Source organism: Stenotrophomonas sp. PD6 (assembly GCF_049199305.1).
Lineage (GTDB): Bacteria > Pseudomonadota > Gammaproteobacteria > Xanthomonadales > Xanthomonadaceae > Stenotrophomonas.
This window is the reverse complement of sequence record NZ_JBLZQD010000005.1, coordinates 144,365-156,907: the sequence shown is the minus strand read 5'-3', so window position 1 is coordinate 156,907 and position 12,543 is coordinate 144,365. Positions and strand designations below refer to the sequence as shown.

Below are 12,543 nucleotides of genomic sequence, written 5' to 3'. Positions count from 1 at the left end.
CAGACGTCACGATGACGTCTGCCGTACCGGCCCGTTGCCTGACTTACACCATGAATAGTCGCGTCCTGCGTTTCCTGATCTCCGGCGGTTCGGCCGCCGCCACCGAATATCTTGTCTTCATCGCTCTTCAGGAGTTGCCGGGCCAGGACTCGCTGGTCCTCAGCCAGTCGGTGAGTTTCGCCGCTGGCTTCGCAGTCAGTTTCCTGTTGAACCGCCTATGGGTATTCCAGAGCGCCGGTTCATGGAGTGGCGACCTGGCAAAGTACGGGGCACTGGCCGCCATTAACCTTGTGCTGGGCAACCTCGCCCTTGGCCTGCTCGTCGGCCCTGCCGGCCTGCATCCGCTGCTGGCCAAGCTGGTCGTCATGGTCATGGTCGCGGTCTGGAACTATGCCGTGTTCTCCAAGGTGATATTCCGGCAGCGTCCCGCCGCCTGACATCACCCGCTTTCCCTGTACGTCCTTTTCAATATCCTGAACCTGCCCGTCAGGCCGGGGCCACGCCTTGCCCTAGAATGGGCGTCCCTCCAGCCCTGACCCCAGGTTAACCAGAATGGCAAAGACCCCGCACGCGCTCGGCCTCGGCACCCGCGCCATCCATGCCGGACAGCAACCGGATCCGAGCACCGGCGCCATCATGACGCCGATCTATGCCACCTCGACCTACGTCCAGGAGAGCCCGGGCAAGCACAAGGGCTATGAGTACTCGCGTACCCAGAATCCGACCCGGGGTGCGTACGAGGCGTGTGTGGCAAGCCTGGAAGGCGGCAAGGCGGGCTTCGCGTTCGGTTCGGGCCTCGGGGCTGCCTCGACGGTGCTGGAACTGCTGGATAGCGGCGATCACGTCATTGCCATGGACGACCTTTACGGCGGTACGTACCGGCTCTTCGAGCGGGTCCGCCAGCGCTCCGCTGGCCTGCAGTTCACCTATGCGGACCTGAATGACCTGGACGCCGTGCGTGCGGCACTGCGCCCCAATACCCGTATGATCTGGGCCGAAACGCCGACCAACCCTCTGCTGAAGGTGGTTGATCTGCAGAAGCTGGGGGCGTTCGCCCGCAAGCACGGCCTGCTGCTTGTGGTGGACAACACGTTCTGCTCGCCGATGATCCAGCGCCCGCTGGAGTATGGCGCGGACCTGGTGCTGCACTCGGCAACCAAGTATCTCAATGGTCACTCCGACATGGTGGGCGGTATCGTCGTTGCCGGCAGCGACGAACTGGCCGAGCAGATGGCCTTCCTGCAGAACTCGATCGGCTCGGTCGCCGGCCCGTTCGACTCCTTCCTCGCCCTGCGTGGCCTGAAGACCCTACACCTTCGCATGCGCACCCACAATGAGAGCGCGCTTGAGCTGGCTCGCTGGCTGGAGCGCGACAGCCGCGTCGAATCGGTGATCTACCCCGGCCTTGCCAGCCACCCGCAGCACACGCTGGCCAAGCGCCAGATGGATGGCTTCGGCGGCATCATCTCCATGCGGGTCAAGGGTGGCAAGGCAAAGGCGCGCCGGATGCTCGAGAAGTGCGAACTGTTCGCGCTGGCGGAATCGCTGGGCGGCGTGGAAAGCCTGATCGAGCTGCCTGCCGTCATGACCCATGCCTCAATCCCACCGGCGCAGCGCAAGCGCCTGGGCATCACGGACAACCTGATCCGGCTGTCGGTGGGCGTTGAAGACCTGGCCGACCTCCGTCGCGAACTGGATACCGCCCTCGGGCGCTGAAACCCTACTGCTCGCGGCGTTGGCCCTGCCACGCGCTGTACGCGATCGCTCCGAAATCCATGAGAATCAACAATGAATGAAGCTCTATCCGACCTTAGGCGCAGCCTGGTTTCATGGCGCCTGTGGACACTACTTGGCTGGCTTGAAATCCGTCAGCGTTACGCCCGTTCACGGGTCGGGCCGTTCTGGCTGACCATCAGCATGGGCGTAATCATCGCCTCCATCGGCATGGTTTACGGCACGTTGTTTGGACAGAAACTGAGCGAATATCTTCCCTACCTGGCCATCAGCCTGGTCATGTGGGGGATGTTCACCAGCACGGTTCAGGAAGGCAGCAATGCCTTCATCGCGAACGCGTCCTACATTCGCCAAGTGGCCACGCCGAAATTCATCTACATACTGCAGGTGCCGTGGCGGAATCTGCTGATCCTGGCCCATAACATCGTCATCGTCGTGCTGCTGCTCGCCATTTTCGGCGTGAAGCGCTGGGACACCATTCCGCTGGTCATCCCCGGGATCGTCTTGCTGATCTTGAACGCCACCTGGATGGCCACCTTGTCGGGCATACTTTCGGCCCGTTTCCGCGATTTCCCGCAGATCGTCGCCGCCGTCATGCAGGTCGCCTTCTACGTGACGCCGATCATGTACAAGCCGGAGGCGTTGACCAAGTACGCATTCATCGTCAACTTGAATCCGATGGCCTACCTGCTTAATGCGGTACGGCAGCCCCTGCTGGGCGAGGTGCCGTCCGCACTGACGTGGACGGTGGCGATCGTGATGGCGATTGTTGGCTGGACCGCCGCCCTGATCATGATCAATCGGTACCACAAGCGCATCTCCTACTGGGTGTAAGGACTTCTCATGGCATTTATTGAACTCGACCACGTAAGTCTTGACCTGCCCATCTACGAGGTGCATGGCCGTTCGCTGAAGCGCCAGGTGATGCGACTGGGCCGTTCCAACGCCGTGGCAGACAGCAACGACGGTGTTGTTGTCGTCCGTGCATTGCAGGACGTCAGCGTCCGCCTCCAGACCGGCGACCGCGTGGGTCTCATCGGCCACAACGGCGCGGGAAAATCGACGCTGCTGCGCGTCCTCGCAGGCATTTATGCGCCCACGGGCGGCACGGTTAAACTGGATGGAAAGGTGGTTCCGCTGCTGGACATCAGCCTCGGAATGGACGACAACTCCACGGGCTGGCAGAACATCCGCCTGCGCGGCTTGTTGCTCGGCATGACCAAGCAGGAAATCATCGAAAAACAGGATAGCATCGCGGAGTTCAGTGAACTTGGCGATTACCTCGACCTACCCACCCGGACTTACTCCAGCGGCATGCGTGTGCGCCTGGCATTCGCCATTTCCACGGCAGTGGACGCGCAGATCCTGTTGCTGGATGAGGTGATGGGCGTCGGCGATGCTGGCTTCATGCACAAGGCAAAGCAGCGCCTTGAAGACCTGCACGGCCGCTCTGACATTGTGGTGCTGGCCATGCATTCCAATGAAGAGATTCGACGGGTCTGCAACAAGGTAATTTGGATGGACAACGGATCTGTCCGGATGTTCGGTGACACCGAAGAGGTGGTTTCCGCATACGAGCAGTTCGTCAATTCCCACTGACCCGCGGCCGCCGTCCACATCAACTCCACCTTTTCCGGAACCTTAATGAAGCATCCATTTGATCCCATCGCGCCTTCGGCCCTCCCGCAAGCAGCTTCTCCGAAGCGTGTGGCGGCTTGGTTGCTGGAGTCGTTACGCCCGGATCAACTGGTGGATGCTGGCGAGGCACGCTCGCCGCTGTTCTCGGAACTGCGCGGGCCAGGTGCGGATACATCTGGCTTGCCGCTGCGCAAGGCAGCGGGCCCGGCAGACCTGGGAGATGAACCCACCAACGCGCTGGTCCTGCTTTCACCCGACCGGATCAGTGACGGCTGGCAGCTGATGGATTGGATTCGACGCCTGGGTGACCGTGGCGCCGTGCTTCTCGAAGGACCGCCGCCGCGGGACAGCGTGATCGCCGGTCAGCCGCTTGACGATGGTCTGCACTGGCTGTTCACCCCCGACGCCAGCATTCGGCTGGGTCTTGGCGGTCTGCCGGAAGGCGCCCAGCAGGAAGACGAGGTGTCGACCCTCGAGGATGCGCAGGCGCTGCTCAATGTGCAGCGCCTGCGACTGACCCAACTGCAGGAATCACTGGGGAGCCAGCGCGCGGACCTGGATGGGGCGCTGCAGGCCTTGGCGCGTGCCGAACGCAGAGTCGCCTCGCTTCGCCGGGCGCTGGAAACTGCGGGGGTAACGGCGCACGCCACTGTCCAGAATCTTCACGCCGCCAACGGGCAGATCGGCGCGCTTCTGCGGTCACGCTCCTGGCGCGTGACCGCACCATTGCGCGGACTGCATCTGGTACTCATCAAGGTTCGCAAGCTGGTGCGCCACCTGCTCAACCTGGCCAGGGCAGCGGTCCGCGTCGCGCGACAAAATGGCATTCGCGAGGCTGGCCGCCGGATAGGCAGCCAGCTGAAGCAGCCGTCGGCGCTGCTGCGGCCGAGTAGCAGCAGCCATTGGAAGCTGCGTCCGGAATATCCGCTGCCTGCGGCCGTACCCGCAAGCACCTCCCAGCGCCTGCGCGTTCTGCTCGTGGCCGAAATGGGCATCGCGCAATGCCTGAAGTACCGCGTGTTGCAGAAGCAACAGATGATCGAGGGGCTCGGGTACGACTGCACCGTGGTCAACTGGAGCGACAGCGTCTCCACACGCGACCTGCTGGCAACCCACAATGTCGCGGTGTTCTACCGAGTTCCCGGGTATACGGATCAACTGGAATCGATCGAACTTGCCCGGAAACTCGGCGTTCGCACCTTCTGGGAGGTCGACGACCTCATCTTCGATCTTGAGCACTATCGTAACAACAGCAACATCAACGACCTCGACCCCAAGCTGCGCAAGGGAATCCTGGCCGGTGTGCCGCTGTATCGCAAGGCGATGCTCGCCTGCGATGGCTGCATTGCATCGACAACGGCCATGGCAGACGCGATGCGCGCCGCCGGCGCCAGGAATGTGTGGGTGGTCGAGAACGCGCTGGATATCGAGACTCTGCGTGCGGCAGAGGAAATCGCGGTGGCGCCGCCGCGCGGCGATGGGCTGCTGCGGATCGTCTATGGCTCCGGCTCAAAGGCCCACGATTCCGACTTCCGGATCGCCGCGCCTGCGATCCTGCGCGTCCTGCGCAAGCGATACGACGTTCGCCTGACCATCATTGGCCACCTCAACCTGCCGCCGGAATTCAAACAACTGGACGCGCAGATCGAGCGCCTGCCGCCATCGGATTACCCGACCTACATGCGCCGCCTGGCCAAATGCCAGATCAATATTGCACCGTTGGAGCGCACGGCGTTCAACGATGCAAAATCGAACATCAAGTATCTCGAAGCGGGCATCCTTACCATTCCCAGCGTCTGTACCCCGACCATCGAGTACCAGCAGACCATCGAACACGGCGTCACCGGCATGCTCGCCGAGACCGAGGCCGACTGGGAAACGTGCCTGATGGCGCTCATCGAAAGCCCCGGTCTGCGCCGCCAGATTGGCGAGGCTGCGCGCGTGCATGTGGAGGAGGATTACACCCCGCAGGCAGTGGCCGTGCATCGCCTGCAGCCGTGGCTTGAATCGCTGTCGGTCGCACCACAGCCGCGACCACGCATTCTCGGCGTGAACATCTTCTTCGAACCACGCAGCTTCGGTGGGGCGACCATTGTCGCCGAGCAGATGGAGCGCATCATCAATGCCGACGGTCGCGCCGAGTACGCGACATTCACGACGCTGCCGGCAACTGATGTGCATGCGTACAAGGTCGTCCGCTACCAGTCCAGCGCAGGCGAAGTGTTTGCCATGGGTCTGCCGCACGAGCACGACCCTGCTCTGCAATTCGATAACCCCTACCCCACCGGTTGCTTCCGTGAGGTGCTGCGCGCCTGGCGGCCTGATGTCGTGCACATCCATTCGATCCAGGGCATTGGTATCCAGATTGCCGAAGCCTGCCAGGCCGAGGGCGTCCCGTTCGTGGTTACGCTGCACGATGCCTGGTGGATCTGTGCGCGGCAGTTCATGGTCAACGACAAGGGCAGTTACTGCTACCAGCGCAAGGTCGACCTGGACGTATGCAAGACCTGCGTGCCACATCCTGCGATGAACCCGTATCGTCAGCATCGCCTGCACGAAGTGCTTACCGGTGCGGCGTTGATGCTCTCGCCCAGCAAGTTCTTTGCCGGCATCTATGCCGACAATGGCTTTGATCCTTCACGACTGCGCGTCAACAAAAATGGCATTGCCAAGCCGCGCGCGATGCCCCAGCGCTCGGCACCCAGTTCGCGCAAGATTCGATTCGGCTTCGTCGGCGGAGAAGGCCCCATCAAGGGCAGCCCGCTGATCAAGAAGGCGCTCCAGGGACTCAGCCATACCAACTACGAACTCCACGTGGTCGACAATGAGCTGAACCTGGGCCGCCGCTCGATCTTCGAGTCGAACTGGAAGATTCCGGGTGTATTCAAGCCTGTCCCTGCCTACACCCAGGAAACCATCGACGATTTCTTCGGCAGCATCGACGTGCTGCTGTTCCCCACCCAGTGGAAAGAGAGCTTCGGCCTTTCCGTCCGCGAGGCGTTGATCCGGGACGTATGGGTCATTGCCACGGACGCGGGCGGCGTGATCGAGGACATCGTAGACGGTGAGAACGGCAACATCATTCCGCTCGACGATGATGGCAGCGCACTGCAGGCCGCGATCCGCAACCTGCTCGAGGCGCCGTCGAAACTGGATGGGTACCGCAATCCGCACGCGGACATGGTGCGGTTGTTCGAGGAACAGGCGGAAGAACTGACCGACTATCTGTTGGAAGTGGTCGAGCGCCAACCAGTCAACTGGCGCGCGCCGGCGCTGGTGGTCTGAGCCCAAGGCGGCGAAGGTTTCGCCGCCACCCTTCGCCGGCGTGCCCCCTGCAACCAGGAGACACGCACGGCTGCCGCGGCCTTCAGGCTTACGCGTCTGCACCCACAGGTTTTGTCGCTGCTGCAGCATCCTGTACGCGGCGGAAGGCGGCGAGCGCCCGCTTGCGGACCCATTCGCTCAGACCCAATTCCAGGTAACGGTAGGAAACGGCCGCGAGGCACAGCGACAGCGCGCACAGAACCAGCATGAACCAGACGTTGTTCATCCACTCCGCCGTCGCCTCGCCCCAGAACAGCTGGTACGCCGGGTGAATGACGAAGGGATGGACCAGATACAGCGAGAAGGACACGTTGCCGGTCCATACCAGGCTGCGTGGCCACCGGATATTCATGGTCTTGCTGCCGATCGTCAGGGCGAACAGCAGCAGCGCGTAGGGCAGGGCCCAGCCGGTGAAGCCGAACTTCGACGACACGTCATTGAGCAGGAACCACACAAGGATGGCCAGCGAGGTGACGGAAAGAAGGTTGGCCGTCAGCGCCGCCATCTGGAACCGGGACAGGTAGATGCGCCCGATGACCACCCCCACGAAGAACTCCCACAGCATGGGGTTGGTGGCGAAGTTGAGCGGGCCGTTGAAGCCGTAGTCGACATACGCATCCAGCGACGGCCGCGATACCGTCATGGGCAACGCGATGAGAAGCGCGACGGCGATGCCGGAGAGCGCGATCCAACGCAACCGGCCAAACATCAACGACAGGCCGAACAGGACGTAGAAGTAAACCTCGTAATTGATGGTCCAGCCGACATGCAGCACCGAGCCCCCGAAATAAGGCGCGCGCGAGCCGAAGTTGGTGGGGATCATCAGCGCCGAGCGGATGATTTGATTGACGTCGGTCATGATGTCCACATGACCGACGTAGTTTCCCATCAGCAGCATCAGCGGAACGTATAGCCCGGTGGCGACGAAATACACCGGGAAAACCCGGGCAATACGTTTGATGAGGAAGGTCCCGGTATCGTTGAAGCCCCCGGACACGTTGCGGGTGGCATATACCATGATGAAGCCGGAGATCATGAAGAACAGATCGACGCCAGAGGCGCCAATCATCGAGAACACATGCTCGATGCCTGGCTCCTTGGACCGCGGCTGATACCCCACGCCGTGGTAGAACACCACGAGCAGGGCGGCAATGCCTCGCAGCGCCTGGATGACATCAAGCTTTTCAGCCGCCGGCTGCAGTTCTTTCATGGTTCTTCCCCGATATTGGCGACATTCTATCAGCGCCATCAATACCCGGGCCAGACGCAATAGGCGCGTCCGGCTTCACTTCCGACGTTGCCCCTTCGCCCGCGTAGACGAAGGGGAGTTTCCGGTTAGGGCTCGGGGCAGCCCTGGGTAAGCAGTGCCGACTGCTGCTGGGTGTGCATCAGGACGCAACTGAGTACGGTCTTTTCGCCGTGGCTCTCCCACACGCTCACGCCCATGCCATCACGCGCCACCACTTCACCGCCCACGTAGGGCTTGCCCTCGAGAGCGAACTCCGCGTAGCCGTTGTCCACGAGTGGCATCAGATCGAAGGGCACAACGGTGGTCTGCCCATCCTGGGTCCAGACGCGAAGCTCCGCCTTCCCGCTGTGCTGGGTCATGTAGGTGCCGAACCGTACGCCGATACGATCCAGCCGTGCCGGATTGTTCTGCTGCGCCGGCGGGAAGTGCAGCTGCACCTTCTGATCGCCCGTCAGCGGCGGGGACGGCTTGAGTTCCAGCGTCTCCAATACCACCTGCATAGGAGCGGTGTAGTAACGCTGGACCAGCAGGCTTGCCGAGGCATACGCCATGCCACACAGCATCAGTGCCGCCAGCACGTGGCTGAGATAGAACGGGATGCTGTTGCGCGGACGGTTATCCGCGGTCAATGCCATGACCGTACACATCAGCGGGATCATCAGGTAGCGCCCCTGTACGCCGTCCACCGTTGGAGAGGCCGGATCGGTCCACTGGACCAGCAGGGCGAGGAACGTCATCAGAATGGAGCCGACACATACCAGCACGAGTGCCAGGCGCGGCATCGCGTGGGTACGCCAGCCCTCGATGTTTACCGACAGCGCGACGATGGCGACCAACGCCGCGCCGGTGAGCTTGTAGAAGGCCGGACCGAACGGCGTGTCCAACCAACCCAGCACGCCTACGAACGACACCGCATAGAACGACATGCGGCCGCGATCTGTCCAGGTCGCCAACAGGATCGACGCCAGCTCTCCCGGGTGAGACAGGAAATGCAGGAGCCGCCCGGCGTGATCCAGCTGTCGTCCCCCGGTCGGGTATACCGTTGTCTTGACCGTGAACAACGTCCAGGCCAGCACGAATACTGCGATGGCGATGGCGATGTAGAGCTGACGACGTTCCCGCATCATCCACCACGCCAGGAACGGCAGCAGCAGCATGGGCAACATGTTGGCGCGACAGGCACAGAGCAGCAGCACACCGATGGACAGCGCCGCCATCGCCCAGCTGGGCGCCGCTTGGCGGTCAACGGCCAAGCGCATGAAGGCACAGATGCTCAGCATGGCTACCGAGGTGGCCATCGGATCCAGGACCGCCGTGCCGAACAGGAACAGGTTCATGGGCAGGGCGAGCAGCACCAGCATCGCCGCCGAGGGGCGATGCAGGCGGAAGGCCAGCATCAGCAGCAGGCCACAGGTAATGAGTTCCAGCAATCGTGCCAACCGGTACGACTTGCCTACGCTGAGATCCAACGCCTTGCCGACGCCCAACCCCAACGCTTGTGGGGCGTACATCAGGGGGAAGTAGTAGGCGGTGCCCACGGCCGTCTGGAATTGCGCTTCTCCCGTCCAGCGCACATCGCCGGCGGCAAGCAGCTCATCGCTGGAAATCTTCCGCGCGGCGATGCCCTTCAGCGGGGTGAACTTCTCCATGTACGCGACCAGACCGCTGTCCAGGTACCCACCAGAGGGCGATCCGTCCACCGAGGTGAGCAGAATCTGGCCTTGGCCAAGCATGTAGGCGCGTTTGACGTGGTCGAATTCGTCGGGCGCCTGGAACGGCGGGGTAATCGCCGAGAAGATCAAACTGACCAGCAACACCGCCACCAGGTACACAGGCCATAGCAGGGGTGCGGGACGTTCGGACTGCGCGGCAACCCGCATCATGCCCGACGCTCCTGCAGCGCGGACCAGCGCAGGCGAGGATGGATCGCGCTGCGCGGTACGGAGGCAATATCCTGGCCAAAGAACGCCAACAGCAACTGCACCCCGACCAGTACCGGCATGGCGGCGAGCATGACCGTGCCGCTGGTCGCCGCTTCGCCGCTGCCGAAGCTGGCCCACCAATGCTGAAGACCGTAGATCACGCCGAACGAGAACAGCGCGATGCCTGCGGGCAACTCCAGCGAGGCCAGCGACATATTGCGCAGGTAGTAGTTGTAGAGAATCCGCTTGCCGAAGTTGCGCAGGTTCTTGAACGAGAATTCGGTCAGCACCTGGGATATTTTCAGGTTGCTGACTTCATCGGCGTACTTGGCATGCATCGGAACGTCCAACACCACCGCGCGCAGGGTGTTCAGCCGGAACAGAATATCCGTCTCGAAGAAATACCGGCGGCTGATACGCTCCAGCGGAAGATGGCAGGCCACGTCGCGGTGGATCGCGGTATAGCCGTTGGTCGGGTCGAAAAGATCCCAATAACCCGACGAGAGCTTTGTCAGGAAAGAGAGTCCCGCGTTGCCGAAGAGGCGCAGCTTGGGCATCTGCGCGATCCGCTCCAGGTCGAAGAAGCGGTTGCCTTTGGTGTAGTCCGCCTCGCCTGCCAGGATCGGGGCGATGAAACTCGGGATGAGTCCCGGGTCCATTTGCCCGTCGCCATCCACCTTGACGATGATCTCGATGCCATCGGCGATCGCTGCCTTGTAGCCGGTCATCACGGCGCCGCCGACGCCCTGATTCACTTCATGGCGCAGGACGGCCACGCGCGGATCGGTGCAGTTGGCCTCCACGAAATCACCACTGCGATCAGGGCAGCAGTCATCGACCACATAAATGCGGCTGACCTCCGGCCCCATTTGCGCGATCACGCCGAGGATGTGCTGGGTGACCTTGTAGCTGGGAATGACGGCAGCAACGGTGGCAGGCATGGATGACCTCTACAGACAACAGAACGGTTGAAATGGGAACAGCGTCACTTCGACACGTGGCGACCACAAGGCCAGCGGACCACCCGCGCCGTGGGATGGCCCGTCGACGGCAAGGAGTACGGTTACTGCACCCGACGGCGCAGGTAATTCAACAGATCGATCCGGGTAATCAGCCCCAGGAAGCTGGTGCCGTCCATGATGATGGCCACCTGGCCGCGGTCGAACACCGGCAGCAGCGCCTCGATCGGGGACTTCACGTCCAGCCGGTCCAGCTTGCTGACCATGGCGGTGGCGACCTTGTCGCGGAAACGCGATTCGTCGCCGTAGACATGCAGCAGCACGTCGCTTTCGTCCACGATGCCGACCAGCTGGTCGCCGTCCATCACCGGCAGCTGGGAGACGTCGTACAGCTTCATGCGCTGGTAGGCGGTGGTCAGCAGGTCATTCGGACCGATCACCACGGTGTCGCGCTGGCCGTACGGGCGCAGGATCAGGTCGCGCAGGTCGCCGGTCTGCGGGCGCTCCAGGAAGCCGTTGTCCAGCATCCAGTAGTCGTTGTACATCTTGGACAGGTACTTGTTGCCGGTGTCGCAGACCAGCACCAGCACCTTCTTGGGGGTGGTCTGTTCCTGGCAGTACTTCAGCGCGGCCGCCAGCAGGGTGCCGGTGGAGGAACCGCCGAGGATGCCTTCCTTGCCCAGCAGTTCGCGCGCGGTGTGGAAGCTTTCCGCGTCGGTGATGGCATAGGCCTTGGTGACCCGGCTGAAGTCCGCGATGGACGGCAGGAAGTCTTCGCCGATGCCCTCGACCAGCCAGCTGCCCGATTTGTCGTTGAGCACGCCGTCATTGATGTACTCGGCCAGGATCGAGCCGACCGGGTCGGCCAGCACCAGCTCGGTCTTCGGCGACAGGGTGGCGAAGGCGCGCGACAGGCCGGTCATGGTGCCGGAGCTGCCGCAGCCGAACACGATGGCGTCCAGGTCGCCGTCCATCTGCTCCAGGATCTCCGGGCCGGTGCCGAACTCGTGGGCGGCGGGGTTGTCCGGGTTGCCGAACTGATTGATGAAGTAGGCGCCCGGGGTTTCCTCGGCCACGCGCTGGGCCATGTCCTGGTAGTACTCCGGGTGGCCCTTGGCCACGTCGGAACGGGTCAGGCGCACTTCGGCGCCCATGGCCTTGAGATTGAAGATCTTCTCGCGGCTCATCTTGTCCGGCACGACCAGGATCAGCTTGTAGCCCTTCTGCTGGGCGACCAGCGCCAGGCCCAGGCCGGTGTTGCCGGCGGTGCCCTCGACCAGGGTCGCGCCCGGCTTGAGATCGCCACGCTGTTCGGCGGCTTCGATCATCGACAGGCCGATGCGGTCCTTGATGGATCCCCCGGGATTGGCGCTTTCGAGCTTCAGATACAGCTCGCAGACACCCGTATCCAGGCGCTGGGCCTTGACGATCGGGGTCTTGCCAATGAGTTCGAGTACGGAGGAATGGATTGCCATCGGGTCACATCGGTTCGCGCCGCAATGCGGCCGGACCCCCGATTATCCGACAGATGGTAGAGACACGCCATGCGTGTCTATCAGGCCGCTCCGCAAAAGAAAGCGCCGCGGACGGCGCCCGTCGACGAGGAGACGGGCGCCGCCGGGGGGGGGTGGGGGGCCCGGGGGCGCCCCCGGGGGGGCGTTTTTTGATGTTTGGGGGCCGGGGGGGGGCGGGGGCCGGGGGGGGGGGGCCGGGGGGG

General features: G+C 62.8%; 9 protein-coding genes. 5 read left to right on the top strand and 4 right to left on the bottom strand.

The window, feature by feature from the left end:
* Nucleotides 1-50 precede the first annotated feature (50 nt).
* From ACOZHM_RS10130 to ACOZHM_RS10110, 5 genes are all read left to right on the top strand, one after another.
* Nucleotides 51-437: a GtrA family protein gene (locus ACOZHM_RS10130; RefSeq protein WP_421569126.1), complete on the top strand. Its 387-nt coding sequence runs from the start codon at nucleotides 51-53 to the stop codon at nucleotides 435-437.
* Between the two features lie 115 nt (nucleotides 438-552).
* Nucleotides 553-1,716 (top strand): trans-sulfuration enzyme family protein, encoded by a 1,164-nt coding sequence (locus tag ACOZHM_RS10125; RefSeq protein ID WP_421569125.1) that lies wholly within the window; start codon nucleotides 553-555, stop codon nucleotides 1,714-1,716.
* Between the two features lie 72 nt (nucleotides 1,717-1,788).
* Entirely contained in the window at nucleotides 1,789-2,568 is a 780-nt protein-coding gene (locus ACOZHM_RS10120) for an ABC transporter permease (RefSeq protein WP_421569124.1), read from the top strand.
* A gap of 9 nt (nucleotides 2,569-2,577) precedes the next feature.
* Complete coding sequence (locus tag ACOZHM_RS10115; RefSeq protein ID WP_421569123.1) at nucleotides 2,578-3,333, top strand: ABC transporter ATP-binding protein; 756 nt, start codon at nucleotides 2,578-2,580, stop codon at nucleotides 3,331-3,333.
* Between the two features lie 45 nt (nucleotides 3,334-3,378).
* Complete coding sequence (locus ACOZHM_RS10110) at nucleotides 3,379-6,657, top strand: glycosyltransferase (RefSeq protein ID WP_421569122.1); 3,279 nt, start codon at nucleotides 3,379-3,381, stop codon at nucleotides 6,655-6,657.
* A gap of 88 nt (nucleotides 6,658-6,745) precedes the next feature.
* Here ACOZHM_RS10110 and ACOZHM_RS10105 read toward each other — a convergent pair whose 3' ends face one another.
* The 4 genes from ACOZHM_RS10105 to ACOZHM_RS10090 form a co-directional block, all read right to left on the bottom strand.
* Nucleotides 6,746-7,906, bottom strand: a complete 1,161-nt coding sequence (locus tag ACOZHM_RS10105; protein WP_421569121.1) for an acyltransferase family protein — start codon at nucleotides 7,904-7,906, stop codon at nucleotides 6,746-6,748.
* A 125-nt stretch (nucleotides 7,907-8,031) separates the two neighbouring features.
* Nucleotides 8,032-9,828 (bottom strand): DUF2142 domain-containing protein, encoded by a 1,797-nt coding sequence (locus ACOZHM_RS10100; protein ID WP_421569120.1) that lies wholly within the window; start codon nucleotides 9,826-9,828, stop codon nucleotides 8,032-8,034.
* Nucleotides 9,825-10,808: a glycosyltransferase family 2 protein gene (locus ACOZHM_RS10095; protein WP_421569119.1), complete on the bottom strand. Its 984-nt coding sequence runs from the start codon at nucleotides 10,806-10,808 to the stop codon at nucleotides 9,825-9,827. Before ACOZHM_RS10095 ends, ACOZHM_RS10100 begins: the two co-directional genes overlap by 4 nt.
* 122 nt (nucleotides 10,809-10,930) lie before the next feature.
* Complete coding sequence (locus tag ACOZHM_RS10090; protein ID WP_421569118.1) at nucleotides 10,931-12,301, bottom strand: pyridoxal-phosphate dependent enzyme; 1,371 nt, start codon at nucleotides 12,299-12,301, stop codon at nucleotides 10,931-10,933.
* Nucleotides 12,302-12,543: the final 242 nt, after the last annotated feature.

Bases quoted from the DNA above. Each gene is read 5' to 3' on its own strand.
- ACOZHM_RS10130 (WP_421569126.1), top strand. From the start codon at position 51: ATGAATAGTCGCGTCCTGCGTTTCCTGATCTCCGGCGGTTCGGCCGCC.
- ACOZHM_RS10125 (WP_421569125.1), top strand. From the start codon at position 553: ATGGCAAAGACCCCGCACGCGCTCGGCCTCGGCACCCGCGCCATCCAT.
- ACOZHM_RS10120 (WP_421569124.1), top strand. From the start codon at position 1,789: ATGAATGAAGCTCTATCCGACCTTAGGCGCAGCCTGGTTTCATGGCGC.
- ACOZHM_RS10115 (WP_421569123.1), top strand. From the start codon at position 2,578: ATGGCATTTATTGAACTCGACCACGTAAGTCTTGACCTGCCCATCTAC.
- ACOZHM_RS10110 (WP_421569122.1), top strand. From the start codon at position 3,379: ATGAAGCATCCATTTGATCCCATCGCGCCTTCGGCCCTCCCGCAAGCA.
- ACOZHM_RS10105 (WP_421569121.1), bottom strand. From the start codon at position 7,906: ATGAAAGAACTGCAGCCGGCGGCTGAAAAGCTTGATGTCATCCAGGCG.
- ACOZHM_RS10100 (WP_421569120.1), bottom strand. From the start codon at position 9,828: ATGATGCGGGTTGCCGCGCAGTCCGAACGTCCCGCACCCCTGCTATGG.
- ACOZHM_RS10095 (WP_421569119.1), bottom strand. From the start codon at position 10,808: ATGCCTGCCACCGTTGCTGCCGTCATTCCCAGCTACAAGGTCACCCAG.
- ACOZHM_RS10090 (WP_421569118.1), bottom strand. From the start codon at position 12,301: ATGGCAATCCATTCCTCCGTACTCGAACTCATTGGCAAGACCCCGATC.